This window comes from Albidovulum sediminis (genome assembly GCF_025380365.1).
Lineage (GTDB): Bacteria > Pseudomonadota > Alphaproteobacteria > Rhodobacterales > Rhodobacteraceae > Albidovulum > Albidovulum sediminis.
In genome coordinates, this window is the sequence record NZ_JAOCQF010000001.1 from 790619 (window position 1) to 807201 (window position 16583).

19 protein-coding genes are annotated in these 16583 nt (G+C 68.8%); 7 read left to right on the forward strand and 12 right to left on the reverse strand.

The annotated features are described in order from the left end of the window. Positions 1-139 precede the first annotated feature (139 nt). Both ndk and N5I32_RS03890 read left to right on the forward strand, forming a co-directional pair. Entirely contained in the window at positions 140-562 is a 423-nt protein-coding gene (gene ndk / locus N5I32_RS03885) for a nucleoside-diphosphate kinase (protein ID WP_261494078.1), read from the forward strand. A 164-nt stretch (positions 563-726) separates the two neighbouring features. Next, complete coding sequence (locus N5I32_RS03890; protein WP_261494079.1) at positions 727-1323, forward strand: TetR family transcriptional regulator C-terminal domain-containing protein; 597 nt, start codon at positions 727-729, stop codon at positions 1321-1323. On the opposite strand, the gene N5I32_RS03895 is transcribed toward N5I32_RS03890, so the two are convergent. The 3 genes from N5I32_RS03895 to N5I32_RS03905 form a co-directional block, all read right to left on the reverse strand. Next, positions 1307-1651, reverse strand: a complete 345-nt coding sequence (locus N5I32_RS03895) for a TfoX/Sxy family protein (RefSeq protein ID WP_261494080.1) — start codon at positions 1649-1651, stop codon at positions 1307-1309. The genes N5I32_RS03890 and N5I32_RS03895 overlap by 17 nt on opposite strands. A gap of 71 nt (positions 1652-1722) precedes the next feature. Continuing rightward, the gene (locus N5I32_RS03900) at positions 1723-1902 is read right to left on the reverse strand and encodes a hypothetical protein (RefSeq protein ID WP_261494081.1); all 180 of its coding nucleotides are present in this window, start codon (positions 1900-1902) and stop codon (positions 1723-1725) included. A 235-nt stretch (positions 1903-2137) separates the two neighbouring features. After that, positions 2138-2698, reverse strand: coding sequence for a DUF4202 domain-containing protein (locus tag N5I32_RS03905; protein WP_261494082.1), 561 nt, complete (start codon positions 2696-2698; stop codon positions 2138-2140). A gap of 183 nt (positions 2699-2881) precedes the next feature. Here N5I32_RS03905 and N5I32_RS03910 point away from each other — a divergent pair, with 183 nt between their 5' ends. After that, positions 2882-3133, forward strand: coding sequence for a hypothetical protein (locus N5I32_RS03910; protein WP_261494083.1), 252 nt, complete (start codon positions 2882-2884; stop codon positions 3131-3133). 68 nt (positions 3134-3201) lie between these two features. On the opposite strand, the gene N5I32_RS03915 is transcribed toward N5I32_RS03910, so the two are convergent. Continuing rightward, a complete protein-coding gene (locus N5I32_RS03915; RefSeq protein WP_261494084.1) occupies positions 3202-3408 on the reverse strand; it encodes a DUF1127 domain-containing protein in 207 nt (68 codons plus the stop codon). Between the two features lie 109 nt (positions 3409-3517). Here N5I32_RS03915 and N5I32_RS03920 point away from each other — a divergent pair, with 109 nt between their 5' ends. Continuing rightward, positions 3518-4921, forward strand: coding sequence for an aminotransferase-like domain-containing protein (locus N5I32_RS03920; RefSeq protein ID WP_261494085.1), 1404 nt, complete (start codon positions 3518-3520; stop codon positions 4919-4921). A gap of 3 nt (positions 4922-4924) precedes the next feature. Here N5I32_RS03920 and N5I32_RS03925 read toward each other — a convergent pair whose 3' ends face one another. The 6 genes from N5I32_RS03925 to N5I32_RS03950 all read right to left on the reverse strand — a co-directional run bounded on the left by N5I32_RS03925 (position 4925) and on the right by N5I32_RS03950 (position 10545). Next, the gene (locus N5I32_RS03925; protein ID WP_261494086.1) at positions 4925-5542 is read right to left on the reverse strand and encodes a TetR/AcrR family transcriptional regulator; all 618 of its coding nucleotides are present in this window, start codon (positions 5540-5542) and stop codon (positions 4925-4927) included. Continuing rightward, positions 5535-6476, reverse strand: a complete 942-nt coding sequence (gene ppk2 / locus N5I32_RS03930) for a polyphosphate kinase 2 (RefSeq protein ID WP_261494087.1) — start codon at positions 6474-6476, stop codon at positions 5535-5537. The genes N5I32_RS03925 and ppk2 overlap by 8 nt, the downstream gene beginning before the upstream one ends. 60 nt (positions 6477-6536) lie before the next feature. Continuing rightward, a complete protein-coding gene (gene metA / locus N5I32_RS03935) occupies positions 6537-7475 on the reverse strand; it encodes a homoserine O-acetyltransferase MetA (RefSeq protein WP_261494088.1) in 939 nt (312 codons plus the stop codon). A 35-nt stretch (positions 7476-7510) separates the two neighbouring features. Beyond that, positions 7511-8374 carry an ATPase gene (locus tag N5I32_RS03940; protein ID WP_261494089.1) on the reverse strand — a complete coding sequence of 288 codons (864 nt, stop codon included), beginning with the start codon at positions 8372-8374 and terminating at the stop codon, positions 7511-7513. Between the two features lie 86 nt (positions 8375-8460). Then, complete coding sequence (locus N5I32_RS03945; RefSeq protein ID WP_261494090.1) at positions 8461-9534, reverse strand: hypothetical protein; 1074 nt, start codon at positions 9532-9534, stop codon at positions 8461-8463. 120 nt (positions 9535-9654) lie between these two features. Continuing rightward, positions 9655-10545, reverse strand: a complete 891-nt coding sequence (locus N5I32_RS03950) for a DMT family transporter (protein WP_261494091.1) — start codon at positions 10543-10545, stop codon at positions 9655-9657. A 230-nt stretch (positions 10546-10775) separates the two neighbouring features. On the opposite strand from N5I32_RS03950, the gene N5I32_RS03955 reads away from it, so the two are divergent. Then, entirely contained in the window at positions 10776-11741 is a 966-nt protein-coding gene (locus tag N5I32_RS03955) for a TDT family transporter (protein WP_261494092.1), read from the forward strand. 4 nt (positions 11742-11745) lie between these two features. Here N5I32_RS03955 and N5I32_RS03960 read toward each other — a convergent pair whose 3' ends face one another. After that, positions 11746-12444 carry a type 1 glutamine amidotransferase gene (locus N5I32_RS03960; RefSeq protein ID WP_261494093.1) on the reverse strand — a complete coding sequence of 233 codons (699 nt, stop codon included), beginning with the start codon at positions 12442-12444 and terminating at the stop codon, positions 11746-11748. A gap of 141 nt (positions 12445-12585) precedes the next feature. On the opposite strand from N5I32_RS03960, the gene guaB reads away from it, so the two are divergent. After that, positions 12586-14034: an IMP dehydrogenase gene (gene guaB, locus N5I32_RS03965; RefSeq protein WP_261494094.1), complete on the forward strand. Its 1449-nt coding sequence runs from the start codon at positions 12586-12588 to the stop codon at positions 14032-14034. A 3-nt stretch (positions 14035-14037) separates the two neighbouring features. Here guaB and N5I32_RS03970 read toward each other — a convergent pair whose 3' ends face one another. Then, positions 14038-15147: a hypothetical protein gene (locus N5I32_RS03970; RefSeq protein WP_261494095.1), complete on the reverse strand. Its 1110-nt coding sequence runs from the start codon at positions 15145-15147 to the stop codon at positions 14038-14040. A gap of 178 nt (positions 15148-15325) precedes the next feature. Between N5I32_RS03970 and N5I32_RS03975 the strand changes: the two genes are divergently transcribed. Then, positions 15326-16513, forward strand: coding sequence for an RsmB/NOP family class I SAM-dependent RNA methyltransferase (locus tag N5I32_RS03975; protein WP_261494096.1), 1188 nt, complete (start codon positions 15326-15328; stop codon positions 16511-16513). The last annotated feature ends 70 nt before the right edge of the window (positions 16514-16583 follow it).

Below are 16583 nucleotides of genomic sequence, written 5' to 3' on the forward strand. Positions count from 1 at the left end.
ATTCTGGCGCCAAATACTCCCGCCGGAGGCTCCCGCCGGTGCCGCCCGCGCGACCTTTTCAAATCCGCGCGCCCGTGCTAGCAGGCCCGCGATCCGACTCCGGCACGCGTCCCGCGCGCCCCCAACCACAGGTTCCGACATGGCCATCCAACGCACCTTCTCGATCATCAAGCCCGACGCGACGCGGCGCAACCTGACCGGCGCCATCAACGCCAAGCTGGAGGCCGCGGGCCTGCGCATCGTCGCGCAGAAGCGCATCCACCTGACCAAGGCACAGGCGGGCGTGTTCTACGGCGTCCACAAGGAACGCCCCTTCTATGACGAACTGTGCACCTTCATGTCGTCCGAGCCGATCGTGGTGCAGGTCCTCCAAGGCGAGGATGCGATCGCGAAGAACCGCGAAGTGATGGGCGCGACCAACCCGGCGCAGGCCGCCGACGGCACGATCCGCAAGGAATTCGCGCTCTCGATCGGGGAAAACTCGGTCCACGGGTCGGACGGGCCGGACACCGCCGCGGTCGAGATCGCCTATTTCTTCTCGGGCCTCGAACTGGTCGGCTGACCGGTCGATCCGGCAATTCTCAGGCCCGCGCTCCGCTCAGCGGCGCGGGCCTTTCTCATTTGTGATCGCAGGATGGCCGCCAGGGCTTGCCCGGTGCGGCATCTGCGCTAGGATCGTGCTGCCCTGCCGCCGGGCTTCTGGCGGTGCGACGGTGGTTCGGGCCGATGGCGGACATGATATTCAGCGCGGGGGCGCCGGAGGCGGGGATCAACCCGCACGAACAGGCGATCGTCGCCACCATGGACGAGATCGTCCGGCGCGGGTTGAAGCCGCTGCGCGCCCGCCACGTGGCCGAAAGGCTGGGGATCACGACGCGGGATCTGTCGCGGCTCTGCGCCTGGCCGGCGCTGCGCGCGCAAGCCTACGAACGGGTCGAGAACCGGATGATCGACGAGGTCTATCCGGTCGGCGTGAATTCGGAACTGGTGATCGAGACCTGGCTTTCGCAGGCCTTTGATCCGCGCTCTGCGCGGGCCTGGCAGCGCTGGTCCGACGCCTGGGACATGAGTTGCGAGGACGCGGACATGGCGGCCGCCTTCGCCCGCGTGCAGAACCGCTATTTCGAGGACATGGCGCGCGTGCTGGCCGCGGGCCCCTGGCGGCTTCCCGACCCCGAGGCGACGGCAATCCGGCTGTTCGCGATCGAGGACGGCCTGGCCTGCCAGCTTCTTACCTGCGCGCCCTTCCTCAACCGCCAGCGGGCCGAGGCCGTGCTGCGCGGCGCCTTCGAGGCGGAGTGCCGCTTCAGCGCGCCGGCCTGAGGCCGATCACATCCATCGCCGCCTCGAACCGCGCGTCGGTCGCGGCGCGCGCGGGCCGGGCCGCGACGCGTGCCTTGATCGCATCGAAGCGGACCCGCAGGCGCGCCTTCTCCTCGCCCCGGCAGTCGTTCCAGGGACGGCCCTGAAGGCCCATCACGATGACGTAGTAGCCGATGAAATGGGGTGGCGTGCCCGCCTGCAGCAGCCGCTCATAGGCGGCATCGGCGCCCATCGCCTCGATCTCCTCGGCGGAATGGATGCCGGCCTTGGCAAAGGCTGCCTCGGTCGCGGGGCCGAGGTTGGGGATGGAGGATACGGGACGCGTCATGTCGGCCGGAGCGGGGGCAAGGGGCGGTTCATCCGCCCCAGTCTAGGCGCCGCCGCGCCGGCGTGAAAGCCTCAGATCGAGGCCCAGTCGGTGATGATCGGGGTGTCGCCCATGCGCGGCGCCTCCTGCGGCTCTCCGGCCTGGGGGCGGCGTCGCGGCGCGTCCTGCGCCATCTGGCGGGGTTCCGCCCCGGCCTGGCCGGTCTTGTCTTCCTTGCCCGTGCCCGAAGACATCTGCGGGGTCTTGTCCATGATGGCCCTTCCCATCTGTCGTTGCCTGCCTCACCCGTGCCGTCTTTCATCGTCCGGTCCGGGCGCGGCGCAGATATGGCCCGAAACCGGCATCGTCAAGGGATTTTGCGGCAATTTCGGGCCGCCACCAAGCAGCGCGCGGAAATGTGCCGCGATTTGACCGGGTTTCGTGACAAGAGGGTAACAATCTGTCGGAACTGCCGGAATTTGCGCCAGTTTGCTGCCGCGTCCCGCCTCAGGCGCGGAAGGCGCCTGCCAGCGTTTCGGGCAGGTCGAATTCGCTAAGCGCGCGCGCCCGGCCCTCGGCCGACATCTTGCGGGCGGTCTTCTCGACGATGCGCCTGAGGCCCTCGGGGTCGCGCCTCTCGGCAAAGGGGGAGAAGTACCAGCGCAGGAAGACAAAGCAGATCACGTCCTCGAGCGCCTGAACTTCGAGGTCGCGCTTGATCCCCTCCTTGCGCAGGAGCGCGCCGGCGCGCAGGGCCTCCTCCTCGCCGTAGCCGGCGGCGCGCATGATCTCGCCCACCCTGCGGGCGTGGAAGGCACCAAGGTCGCGGCGCCAGGCCAGGTAGCCCTCGCGCCCCTCGGGATAGGAGGCGCGGGGCGAGGTCCAGCGTTCGATGTGCTGCCCGCGCGCGGCGATCTTCAGCACGTCGGCAGCATCAGGGAACAGCCGGTCAAGCTCCGCGCTCATCCGCTCGCCGTAGAGCAGGGCGGCGGGGCGGCCCTCGCTCCGGTCGGGGTCATTGGCGTTCGCGGCGTCGATGGCGTCCAGGGCGTCCTGAAGGCGGGGCATGGGTCACCTGTCGTTTGGTGCCCGACCCTCGCACCGGGCGCGGGCGGGGTCAAGAACCGGCCCCTGTTGCCGCAGCGACTCGCTCACCGCGAATTGTGACGGGAATTGTGCCGACACGGTTGACGCGCAACGGATCCGCACCCATCCTTCTGACCAGAGGCAGAAAACGAGCAGAAAATGCCCATGCAGAGAACCTACCACAGCTCCTCCGGAGGCTTCGATTTCCTTGGCCTGCGCCAGCATCGTGGCGGCGGGGTCGAGATTGTTTATGACGACGGGGTGGCGCGGCGGATGGTCTGGCGCGTGCGATCCTCGGTCAGCGACGGGATCATCGGCGAGGCCTTGCGCAACGCCGTGAACCAGAGCCGCGTGGTGCCCGCGCTTTACGCCGAACTGAAGAAGCGGGCGATCGCGGTCGAATCCGTCATAAGCTGAGAAAAAAATGGCCGGGCAGATGCCCGGCCAGTTGGAAGAGGTCCCACAGGGGATGGTTGTGGACGACCTCAATCCTGCCAGAAATGGCGGGAGCTTTCGTGTTGCGCCGACATCGGATCAAGGCCGATGTCGCGCAGGAGCCGGCTGTCGAGCCGGGCCAGATCGAGCCGCGTCCTGCGCCGCAGAGAGGCGGTGCGCACGAAGGTCACGATCCGGGCGGCCAGGCTGCCGGATGCATGCGGCGCGCTGCGGGTGGTATGTGCCAGATCGGTCATGGCGGGATCACTTGTGTTGGTACAATCGGAAGATTCCAGTAGACATATGGTTACAATAGGGCCACAATGCCGTCCATCGAAACATTGTGATGGATACAAAGGGGGCGGCATGACGATCAACTGGCAGCCCGACCTGGAACAATTCGCAGGTCCGAAGTATCTGGCGCTGAGCCACGCGCTGCGGGCGGCGGTGCGCTCGGGCGACCTGCCCGAAGGGGGACGCCTGCCACCCGTGCGCGAGCTTGCCTGGCAACTCGGGATCACGCCCGGGACGGTGGCGCGCGCCTACCAGATCGCCACACAGGACGGGCTGCTGGAGGCGGTGGTGGGCCGTGGCACCTTTGTCGCCGCCCGCAATCCCCGGCTGGGCCCGACGCAGCCCTTGTTCACCGACGCGCCGCCGGTGCCCGAACGGGCCGAGGGGCCGGTCGACCTGCGCGCGCCGCAACTGCCCGAGGCCGGTCATTCCCAGGCCTTCGCGCGCATCCTGACCGACATCGCGCGGGACGGCTGCGACTGGCGCGGCTATCCCACCAACCGCCGCGACCTGCCGCTCAGGCGTGCCTTCGCCGACTGGCTGGGCGATCGCGCGCTCGGCAGTTTCGACGCCGACGACATCGTGCTGACCCATGGCGGGCAGAACGCGGTCGGCCTGGTCATGCAGTGCTGCCTGCGCGGCGAGCGTCCTGCGGTCCTGTGCGAGGAACTGGCCTTCCCGGGCTTTCGTCGCGCCGCGCGGCTCAATCGGGCCGAGGCGGTGGCGGTGCCGCTCGACGCCGAGGGGATCGTGCCCGAGGCGCTGGATGCGGCCTGCCGGCGCACCGGGGCGCGGCTTTTGTGCGTGACGCCCGAGGCGCAGAACCCCACCGCCGGCCGCATGAGCATGGCGCGCCGCCGCCGCATCGCCGAGATCGCGGCGCTGCATGACCTCCACATCATCGAGGACGACTGCTATTCGGTCGCCGAACCCTCGGCGCCGGCGATCCGGGCGCTTGCGCCCGACCGTACCTGGTATGTCACCTCGCTGTCGAAGGCGGTGGCGCCGGGCCTCCGGGTGGGCGCCATCGTCTGCCCCACGGGCTACGGCGAATCCGGGCGGATCGCGGCGCAGCATTCCTTCTTCGGCCTCGCCCTGCCGATCGCGCAGATCACGCTGAGGCTGTTCACCTCGGGCGAGGCGGCGCGGTTGCGCGATGCCGGGCAGGTGGTCTTTGCACGGCGGCTGGAATTGCTGCTCAATTCGCTCGGCCGGCACGAATTGCGCTGGCAGAAGGGGCTCAGCTTCGTCTGGCTGCCGCTGCCGCGCGGCTGGCGCGGCTCCACCTTCGCGCGCGAGGCCGAGGCGGCGGGCGTGCTGATCCGGTCGGCGGACGAATACGCGCTGGTCGACGGCCACGCGCCCAACGCCGTGCGCATCGCGCTGGACGGCGAGGTGGAGGAGGCGCGGTTTGTCACCGCAATCGCCACGCTGGCGCGACTTCTCGACAATCCGCCAGCCGGTATCCCCGTCTGACGCTCAGCCGTCCGCCGGGACGAGGCCAAGCCCGCGCAGGTAGATGCCGATCCCGGCCTCAAGCAGATCCTCGGGCGAGAAGGGGGAGCGGGTGCCGGGGCTGCCGCGGGCGAAAAGCTCCACGACACCGTGGCTGAGCGCCCAGATATGTGCGGCGAACATCGCGGCGGGCGGGCGGCGGTTGGGGGGAAGCTGGCGCGTCAGTTCCTCGGCCGCGCGCAGAAGGACGCCGCGCGCGCGTTCCGCCGCCCGCGCCAGCGTCGGGTCGGAGGTGAGCGATATGCCGCTTTCGAACATCGCCATGTAGTGGCCCGGGAACTTGCGCGCGAAGGCGAGGTAGGCGCGCCCCGTTGCCTCGAAGGCGCGCAGCGCGGTGGGCTTGCCGTCGTTGTAGGCGTGTTCCATCAGGTCGCCGAAGATGGCAAAGCCCTGGCGCGCGCATTCCGCGATCAGGTCGTCGCGGCCGGCGAAGTGGCGGTAGACGGCGGCCGGCGTCACCCCGGCCGACTTCGCCGCGTCCGACAGCGTGAAGCCCTGCGGCCCCTGCTGCTCGATCAGGCGCAGCGCCGCCTCGATCAGTGCCTGGCGCAGGTTGCCGTGGTGATAGCCCTGCTTAGCCATTCAGGATGTCGGGCCCGCCGCAGATCTTGCGGTCAACCTTGCCGATGGAATTGCGGTCGCGTCCGGCGTAGTCGACCGCGTGCAGCACCGTCTGGATCGCGGCGATGCGCGCGCGTGCCTTGTCGTCGGCGCGGATCACCGTCCAGGGCGCGGCCTTGGAATGCGACTTGTCCAGCGTCTCGCGGATCGCGGCGGTGTAGGCGTCCCACCGCTTCAGCCCCTCGACGTCGATCCAGCTGAGCTTCCATTGCTTCAGCGGGTCGCTTTCGCGGTCGAGGAACCGGCGCAGCTGTTCCGCGCGCCCGACGTTCAGCCACAGCTTGACCAGCGTGATCCCCTCGTCGATCAGCATCCGCTCGAAATCGGGAAGCTGGCGGAAGAAGAGCTTGCGCTGGCCGGGCGTGCAGAAGCCGAACACATGTTCCACCACGCCGCGATTGTACCAGGAGCGGTCGAACAGCGCGATCTCGCCCGCCGCCGGCAGCCAGTCGATGTAGCGCTGGAAATACCACTGCGTCGCCTCGCGCTCGGTCGGCTTCGGCAGGGCGACGATATAGGCGGCGCGGGGGTTGAGGTTTTCGCGCATCCGTTCGATGGCGCCGCCCTTGCCGGCCGCATCGCGCCCCTCGAAAAGGACGCAAAGCCGCTTTCCGGTGGTGCGCAGGTCATGGAGCATCTTCACCAGTTCGATCTGGAGAAGGTCCATGTGGGCGTCGTAGTCCTTGTCCTTCATCTCCCGGTCATAGGGGTAGCTGTCCGACAGGATGTCCTTGCGGCCCGCCGCCGCGATTGCCTTGCGGATGTCGGCGGGTGCCTCGGTCTCGAGGAACTTGGTGATGTCGCCCACGAACGGGATGGCGCCGGCTGGGGTGTCCTTGGCGGGGGTATCTCCGGCGGGGGCGGCCTCGGGGGTTGCCTTGTCGGACTTGGCCATGGCTGGATCTCCGTTCCTGTGCGGCCAGTATGGCGATCGCGCGGCGCGTTGCAATCGGCCCTAGCCGCGCCAGTCGGTGCTTTCCTGGCCGATCCGGTTCATGTCGAAGGGCGTGGTCAGGTAGATCTCGCTGACCCAGTTGCCGAACAGAAGATGCGCGTGGCTGCGCCAGCGGTTGAGCGGCGCCTGCGTCGGATCGTCGTCGGGGTAGTAGTTCAGCGGCACGTTGATCGGCGTGCCACCCGCCACGTCGCGGTCGTATTCCTGCTTCAGCGTATCGCTGTCGTATTCGAAGTGGTTGAAGATGTAGAGCGCGCGGTGGCCCGGATCCTCGACCAGGCAGGGGCCGACCTCGTCGGAGCCCAGCAGCGTGCGAAGCCCCGGTGCCGCGTCGATCTCTTCCTGCCGGACCTCGGTCCAGCGGCTGACCGGGATCACGAAATCGTCCGAGAACCCGCGCAGGTAGGGCGAGGCGGGGGCGAGGTTCTTCTGGCGGAAGCAGCCGAAGGCCTTGTGGTCCAGCATGTGCTTCCTGACGCCGTGGAAATGGTAGATCATCGCCATGCCGCCCCAGCAGATGCCGAAGGTGGAATGCACGTTGGTCTGGGTCCAGTCCATCACCTCGCGCAGCTCGTCCCAGTAGGTCACCTCCTCGAACGGCAGATGCTCGATCGGCGCGCCGGTGATGACGAGGCCATCGAACTTCTCGTGCTTGACCTCCTGGAAGGGGCGGTAGAACTCCGCCATGTGTTCGGCGGCGGTGTTCTTCGTCTGGTGCTCGCTCATCCGGATCAGGCGGAAGTCGATCTGCAGGGGCGAGGCCCCGATCAGCCGGGCGAACTGGTTCTCGGTCTGGATCTTCTTCGGCATCAGGTTGAGAAGCCCGATGCGGATCGGCCGGATGTCCTGATGCGCCGCACGCTCGGGCGCCATCACCATGACGCCTTCCTTCGACAGCACATCGAAGGCGGGCAGGCTGCGGGGCAGGGTGATCGGCATCTGAGGTCTCCTTTCGGACCGCCGGGATAGGCGGTTCAGCGGCGCTGCTCAAGCCCCCGGGCCACGAGGTCAATGAAATCCGCGGGCGAGCGCAGGCTGGCCACGCTTTCCGCCGCGACCTCGATCCCCCAGTTCTTCGCCATCGCCTGGTAGCGCGGCTGGCGGTGATCCAGCAGCCGCGCATAGGCAAAGCGCAGAAAGCCGTCGGGGTCGACCCGGTCCGCGGGCTTGCCCTCATGCGCAAGATAGTCCGACCAGACGCGGGCCAGGAATTCGGGTTGGTAATAGATCGGCTTGGGGTCGCGGTCGAAGCGGCGAACCAGTTCCGCCCGGTGCGAGTCGTCGCCCCGGATCCAGATCATCAGCACCGTGTCGGCGAGGTCGCGCAAGACCGGGTCGGCGGGGTCATCCGGGTCCACCACCTCGCAGATCGAGCCGCCCGAGTCGCAGACGAAGTTCGGATAGCCATAAAGTTCGTGCGCGCGGCGGGCGAAGTGGCCGGTGTCGTGCAGCGCCGCGATCTCGGCGGCGCGGTGCTGGTCCTGCCGGCGCGCGTATTCGGCGAAGGGCAGGCCGCCCTTCGCGGCATCGCCCGGCTTGCCGAGATAGGTCGAGAGCGGGGCGAGGTTGTTGAAGGTGATGTTGGAACTGATGCGCACCGAATCCGTCATCAGGAGCTTGCGCAGGAGCGGCACCTTCATCGCTTCGCGCTTGAAGTTGTCGGCGATGTGCTCGCCCATGTAGCGGGTGCCGATGCGGTAGTCGATCGAGTACTGGAACCACGCCCCGCCGTGGCGCAGCATGTTGGAGACATGGGTCTTGCCCAGCCCCGACATGCCGAACAGAAGCACCCGCTTCTCCTCGGCGCCAAGCCATTCGTCCGCCGTCCGGTAGATCATGCCCCGCCACCCGTTCCGTTTCGCCCGTTCCTAGCGGGCGGCGGGGGAAGTTTCACGCAATTTCTTGCGTGCCCGGCCTCCGGTTCTCAGAAGCTGACGCCGACGCGCACGCCCGCGGCGATCGCCGTGTTGTCGGTGAAGTTCGCCCCGATCGTCGTGGTGGTGTCACCGATATCGAAATAGCTGACGCCGCCGGTGATCTTGATGTTGTCGTGCGTGTAGCTGGCCGCGACCCCGATGCTCTTGAACCCGTCCACGGGGCCGAGGTTGCCGGTGATGTCGCCGTTCGACGGCTCATACCCCAGCGTGATCGCGCCCGACCATGTCTCGCTGAACTTGCGCCCGATGCCGAGGTTGTAGGTGATCCGGTCGGACTGGTAGGAGACCAGCGGTGAGCCGACGATGCCGATATAGGCCGCCGGGCTGATGTCGAAGGCCGACCATTCCTGCCAGCGGATCGAGCCGAACAGCAGCGTGTTCGCGGCGACGCCGGTCTGGAATTCGAGGTTGAGCGACTGCGGCACCTCGGTTTCGAAGGAGCCGGTGGCAAAGCCGTTCTCGGTCGATTGCAGCGTGTGGGTGATCGAGGAGACATAGGTCAGCGCCACGCGGGCCGCGATCTCGGGCTTTTCCCAGGCCGCGCCGACGATGTAACCCCAGTCGGTCACGCGGTCGGTCGCGAGGTTGTAGGACGGGATCCCCAGAAGCGGCGCGACGATGGTGACATCGCCCTTGGCCTGTTCGGCCCTGAGGCCGCCGTAGACCGAGACGTTGCTGGGCAGCTTGTAGCGCAAGAGCGCGGTGACCGCGGCCGCCTGAAGGTTGGCGGTGGTGCCCTGAAGCACATAGCCGGTGCCGGTCGGATAGTCGATGTCCGCCCCGATCGGCTCGTTCAGGATGATGGCAAGGTCGAGCTTTTCGCTCAGCGCCTGCTTGATCCCGAGGGAATAGGTCAGATAGCCCGACAGCATGTCGCCCGAGGCGCCGCCGAAGGCCGAGCCGCTGACATCGGGGCTGCCGTAGCCCAGTGTGACTTCCGCGTAATTGCCCTGTTCGAACAGGATCGAGACCGAGTTGGGGGACCGCTCCACTCCTCCAGCGGTTGCACCCGTCGCTACGCCCGAAACGCCCGCCAGAAGGCAGATGAACCTCGCCTGCATTGTTCCTCCTCCAGAACCCGGCCTCACGGTTATTTGTCGCAGACTTTACGTCAACGATTGACGTTGCGTGAACGTTCTGTGACGTGGCGTTACATTTTTTGGCCGATCCGGGCTTTTGAATCACACCTTGGCGGGGGTCCGGGCGCCTGCGGCGCTCGCCGAGAGGTTGAGCCAATTGGCGCCGAAGATGATCGCGCCACCCACGAACACCCACAGGTCGAGCGGTTCGGCATAGACCAGCATGCCGACGACCGCGATCACCGGCAGGCGCAGGAAGTCGACCGGCACCACGATGGTGGCCGGGGCGAGCGAGAGCGCCTTGGTCAGGCCCATGTGGGCGACGATCCCGCCGATGCCCATGACCGCGACCCAGGGCGCCTCGGCCGCGCCGGGCACCGCGATCCGCCCGTCCCATCCCGCCAGCGCCAGCGCAAAGCCGCTTTGCATGATCGTCAGCCAGAACAGGATGCCGACGACGGTGACCCGCCGGGTCAGCCGCTTGGTCACGATCATGCTGCCGGCAAATCCCACCGCCGAGGCCAGCGCCAGCAGGATGCCCGCGCCGGCGCCCGCCTCGGAGAACGGGCGCGCGACGATCAGGATGCCGGCAAAGCCCAAGCCCGCGGAGACGATCTTGGTCGCCGTCATCCGCTCCCCCAGCAGGAGCGGCGCGGCCAGCGCGACCATCAGCGGGGCCGAGAACTCGACCGCGAAAAGCTGCGCCAGCGGGATCAGCGCCAGCGCGTAAAGCCAGAGGTTCTGCCCGGCGAAGTGGATGGCGTTGCGCAGCGCGTGGATGCCCAGCCGCTCGGTCGTGATATCGCCCGTCCGGCCCGACCAGACCGCATAGGCGATGACGAGGACCGCCCCGATGAGCGAGCGGTAGAGCATCATCTCCGGCGGGTTGAGGGCGCCCGCGATCTCGCGCCCGGACACCGCGATCAGTGAGAAGCCCGTGACCGAACCCATCATCCAGAGGGCTGCCAGAAGCGGGCGATGGACGTCGCGCATGTCGTCTCCGGGCCGGGGTGCTGCCTGCGTCTTGGCGCCTTCAGGCGGCATTGTCCAGTGGGCATGGCCCGCGCATGGGGGCGGCGCCCGACGTGGCCCGGCTGCCGCCCGTGGCAAAAAAAGCCTGCGCCGCGCGATTTCGCCCTCGCCAAAGGGCGCCGAAATCGGCACAGTCCGCGCGAGGCAGCAAAGCCGGCGCAGCCCGGCACCCGAACAGAGCAGGCAGAACCATGGCCTTCCATCCCCCCAGACCGGTGCCCCCGGGCCTGTTCCGGCGCACGCCGCCGGCGATATTTCCCGTGATCCTCGGCCTGTTCGGCCTTGGCCTGGCCTGGCGGCGCGCCTCCGTCCGGCTCGACTGGCCCTCCGAGATCGGAGAGGCGATCCTGGGCGCGGTGACCGGGCTCATGGCCTTCGCGGCGCTCGCCTATGCGGTCAAGCTGATCCGCCGCCCCGCGGTCATGGCCGAGGATCTCTCGATCCTGCCGGGGCGGGCGGGGGGTGCGGCGCTCTGCCTTTCGGTCTACCTGGCGTCGGTGGCGCTCTGGCCCTATCTGCCAGGGATCGCGCGCGGGGTCTTCGTTGCCGGCCTGGCCTGGCACGCTCTTTTCGTCGTCGTCACGCTGCGCGTGTTCCTGAAGGGTCCGCCCGAACAGCGTCGCGTCACCCCGGTCTGGCACCTGAGCTTCGTGGGCTTCATCGTGGCGGCACTTGCCGCCCAGCCCCTGCGCTTCGCCGAACTGGCCGAGGTGCTCTTTATCGTCACCTTCGTTCTCGCCCTCGCGATCTGGGGGGCGAGCCTTGAACAGGCGCGGCGCGAAAGCGTGCCGGCGCCGCTGCGCCCGCTGCTGGCGATCCACCTGTCGCCCGCCGCCCTGTTCGGGCTGGTGGCGGCGGGGTTCGACCTGCAATCGCTGGCCATGGGCTTTGCCGGGCTGGCTGCGGCGATCCTGATCCTGCTGCTGATCCGGGTACGTTGGCTGACCGCGGCGGGGTTCTCGCCCTTCTGGGGCGCCTTCACCTTTCCGCTGGCCGCCACCGCCTCGCTCTGGCTGACGCTGGGCGGGATCTGGACCCTTCCCGGCGCCGCGGCGCTGGCCGGGGCGAGCGCGCTGGTCCCCTGGATTGCCTGGAAGGTGCTCAGGCTCTGGGCACGGGGGCAACTGGCGACGATCACCAACGCCGCGGTCGCCTGAGGGGTCAGAGCAGCCGCGCCCAGGCCCGCGCGATGGCGAGGCCGGCCGCGTCGGCGGCGGGTGCGCGATCGGCGGCAATCCCCTCGAATGCCGAAAGCCAACCGGGGTGACGCGCCTCGACCGCGTCTGCAAAATCGCGGTTCCACGCCTCCACCACGGCGCGGTTCGCCTCGAAATGGAACTGGGTGGCATAGGCGGCGCGGCCGATGCGGAAGCCCTGGTTGGTCACCGCCCCGTTCTGGGCAAGGCGCACCGCGCCCTCGGGCAGGTCGAACGTGTCCGAATGCCACTGGAAGATCGGAAAGCCGTCCGGAAGATCGGCCAGCAGCGGATCGGCCCGGCCCTCGGCAGTGGGCCTGACCTCGTGCCAGCCGAATTCGCGGGCCACGCCCAGCCGGTTCGCCGCGCCGTAGGCCCGCGCCAGAAGCTGGCTGCCGAGGCAGATCCCCAGCACCGGCCCGCCGCCCTCGCCATAGGCCCGCATCATCCCGGCAAGGCGCGGGAGGTAGGGGTGGGTGTGGTCGTCAAGCGCGCTCTGCTCGCCACCGAAGACGACAAGACCCGCGTAGCGCCCCATGTCCTCGGGCAGCCGCCCGTCCGCCCAGGGCCGCCAGATGTCGAGAAGCGCCCCCGCCTCGGCCAGCGCGACGCCGACCTGGCCCAGATGCGTGACTTCGGTATTCTCGACGATGGCGACGCGCATGACGGTCTTTCCCGCGACAGCTTCCGCCAAGGGATTGAACACGGGCCCGGCCAAAGCGCAAGGGGTGGGAATTTGGTCTTGCGCTTGCCCGCGCCCCGTGAAATGGGGAACCGCCAAACGAAACTCCTCCAGGAGGCCCCCATGGAGATTCGCGAGGCGCTCACCTTCGACGACGTCCTGCTTGTGCCGGCTGCATCCGACGTGCTGCCGTCGGGCGCGGATACGTCGACCTTCGTCACCCGCTCGATCCGGATGAACATCCCGCTCCTGTCCTCGGCGATGGACACCGTGACCGAGGCGCGGATGGCGATCGCCATGGCCCAGGCGGGCGGCATCGGCGTCATCCACCGCAACCTCGAACCCGAGGCGCAGGCGCGCGAGGTCAGCCGGGTCAAGCGGTTCGAAAGCGGCGTCGTCTACCAGCCGATCACGCTGACCCCCGAGCAGACGCTGGCCGATGCCAAGGTGCTGATGGAGCGCTACCAGATCACCGGCTTTCCGGTCGTGGACCGCGAAGGCCGCGTGCTCGGCATCGTCACCAACCGCGACATGCGTTTCGCCCCCGACGACCGCACGCCGGTCTCGGTGATGATGACGTCCGACAATCTCGCCGTCCTGCGCGAACCTGTGGACCGCGACCAGGCGATCAGCCTGATGAAGGCGCGCCGGATCGAGAAGCTCCTGGTGACCGACGGGCAGGGCAAGCTGACCGGCCTTCTGACGCTGAAAGACACCGAGAAATCGGTGCTGAACCCGCAGGCCTGCAAGGACGACCTCGGGCGGCTTCGGGTGGCGGCAGCCTCGACCGTGGGGGATGCCGGGTTCGAGCGCAGCCAGGCGCTGATAGACGCGGGCGTCGACATGGTTGTGATCGACACCGCGCATGGCCACAGCGAAGGCGTGGCGCGGGCGGTGGAGCGGATCAAGACGCTGTCGAACGCGGTCCAGGTGGTGGCCGGCAACGTGGCCACCGCCGAGGCGACGCGGGCGCTGATCGACGCGGGCGCGGATGCGGTCAAGGTCGGCATCGGGCCGGGCTCGATCTGCACCACGCGCATCGTCGCGGGCGTGGGCGTGCCGCAGCTGACCGCGATCATGGACGCGGCCACCGCGGCGGGCGACATTCCGGTGATCGCCGACGGCGGCATCAAGTTCTCCGGCGACTTCGCCAAGGCTATCGCGGCGGGCGCGTCCTGCGCCATGGTCGGATCGGCCATCGCCGGCACCGAGGAAAGCCCCGGCGAGGTGATCCTGTGGCAGGGCCGCAGCTTCAAGGCCTATCGCGGCATGGGCAGCCTTGGCGCCATGGCGCGCGGCTCGGCCGACCGCTATTTCCAGAAGGACGCGGCGACCGACAAGCTGGTGCCCGAGGGGATCGAGGGGCAGGTGCCCTACAAGGGCACCGTCGCCGCCGTCATCCACCAGATGGTCGGCGGCCTGCGCGCGGCGATGGGCTATACCGGCAATCGCACCGTGGCCGAGATGCGGCGGAACTGCCGCTTTGTCCGCATCACCGGCGCGGGGCTGAAGGAAAGCCACGTCCACGACGTGCAGATCACGCGCGAAAGCCCGAACTACCGCGCGCTCTGACCGTCAGGCCAGGCTCAGCCGTCCGTCCGGGCCGAGGCCGACCGCGGTCTCGGGGTCGGCGAAGACGCGGGCCAGGCAGGGGTAGCGGTCCAGGATCGCCTGCCCGCCCGCCAGCCGCTCGGGGCAGAGCCGGCCCCGGTCCCAGAGCCGGACGCCGTCGACCTCCACCGTCGGGTCGATGACGTTGAGCGAGATTTCGCCCGGAGGGTAGTTGCCGCAGGTGTGCAGGTGCAGCACGCGCGGGTTGCCGAAGGCGCCCGCCGCCCAGCGTTCGATATTGGCCCCAGCCGGCATCCGGTAGGCGCAGCCGGGATGGATGCCCGCGTGCCAGGAATGGACGAACCAGGGGTCGATGCCGAACTTCGCCGCGACCCGCTCGTAATGCGCGCGCGCCGTGGCGACATCGCGCGCGCTGCCCTCGAAGCCCAGAAGGGCCGTGCCCTCGAAGCGGACGAACAGCACATCCTCCAGTGCTGCGGCATAGGGGGAGTAGTATTGCGATCCGGTGCCGACCAGGAAACCGGCTTGCGCCACCCGTCCGCGGAAGCCCTCGGCCGGCGCCGGCGTGAAGACCGACATCGGAAAGCGTGTCACCGTGCAGTCACCGCCGACGCGGGGAAAGCGCACGCCCGGCCCCGCGAAATCGGTGCCGAGGGGGCAGGTGACGCGGACGTGCCGCGCCGAAGCCAGGGCCCCGTTCACCAGCGCCTTGATCTCCTCCAGTCCGCCGAAATGCGCCTGTCCGAAGCCAGAGGCCAGCATGTCGGAATCGAGTGCATAGGAGACCACCGGATTGACCTCGCCCATCGAGGGACGAAAGCGGATCTGGTCGCCGAGCCGCGCGAGGAACAGGGTCCGGTCGGCTGCGGCCATGCGCCGGGTCAGCGCGGGCGGCGGGTCGGCCACTTCGGGGGCGAAGGGCACGCTTTCCAGTTCGGCGTGGATGCCCGCGCGTGCCGCCGCCTGCGCGATCTCCTCGGCCAGCGCGTGTTCGTAGATCCCTTCGGCCGGGTCCTCGTAGAGGATCAGGAGCTTCTGGCCCGCCCGCATGCCGGCGCAGTTTTCCAGAAGATTGCGCGCGCCTTGCGCAAAGTTCGATGGCAGTCCGGCCAAGATGACCTCACCTTTCCGCAAGTTTTTGCATCATATGCATCGCAGGTATCATGCGCCCGGGCGCGGCACGGCGCCATCCGATTTTCATAACCTTCAAATTAAGTAAAACTTATTTCATGCCGTCTTCCCAATCCGCCCGCGCTGGCTTAGGTCGGTCGCGCCGGAACGGAGGACGCGCATGACCCCAGAGGCCCGCATCGGTTCGGCGGTCGAGATCCTCGACCGCGTGATCGCCGGGGAACCGGCCGAACGCGCCCTGACGAACTGGGCGCGCGGCCACCGCTTCGCCGGGTCGCGCGACCGGGCGGCGATCCGCGACCATGTCTACGACGCGCTGCGCCGGCGGCGGTCGGCCCTTGCGCTCTCGGGTCAGGCGGAGGAGGGCGGGCGCGCCCTGATGATCGGCCTTCTGGCGGGAGAGGGCGCGGACCCCGCCGCGGTCTTCAGCGGGCAGGGCTATGCGCCCGCGCCGCTTTCCGCCGCCGAGGCGCAGGCCCTTGCCGCCGCCCCCGCGCCAGCGGACCTGCCCGAGGCGGTGGCGCTCGACGTGCCGGACTGGCTGGCCGGCCCGTTGAAACGGCGGCTTGGCGCGGACTATGCCCGCGCCATGGCGGTGATGCGGTCGCGCGCGCCGGTGTTCCTGCGGGTGAATGCCCAACGCGCGGGCCGCGAGGACGCACAGGCGGCGCTGGCGGCGGAAGGCATCGTGACGCGGGCCTCTCCGCAGGCGAAGTTCGCGCTGGAAGTCGTTGAAGGAGCTTCTCGAATTCGCAATTCCGCCAGCTACCTCGACGGCCTTGTCGAGGTGCAGGACCTCTCGCCCCAGGCCGCGGTGGAACGCCTGCCGCTGAAGCCCGGACAGCGCGTGCTGGACTATTGCGCCGGCGGTGGCGGCAAGGTCCTGGCGATGGCCGCGCAGGTGCCGGGCACCTGGTTTGCCCACGACGCCGACCCCCGCCGCATGACCGACCTGCCGGCGCGAGCCGCGCGCGCGGGCGTCACGGTGCGCCAGCTTGCGCCGGGGTCCGTCGCGGCTGCCGGTCCGTTCGACCTCGTCCTTGCCGACGTGCCCTGTTCGGGCACCGGCACCTGGCGGCGCACGCCCGAGGCGAAGTGGACACTGACGCCGGCGCGGCTTCGGACCCTCCTGCACACGCAGGCGGCAATTCTCGACGCCGCCGCGGCGCTCGTCGGGCCGAAGGGCACGCTGGCCTACATGACCTGCTCGCTGCTCGATGACGAAAACGGCGCGCAGGTCGCGGCCTTTCTGGACCGCAGCCCGGGGTTCGGGCTGGAGTTCGAGCAATGCTACGGCCCGCCCGACGGCGGCGACGGATTCCATCTGTCTTGCCTGAAACGGCTTTAGCGGCCAGTGTCGGCGCGACAGGCGGCTCGGGTCCGGCCGGGTGTTAATCCGGCGTTAAGGATTTCCCGAT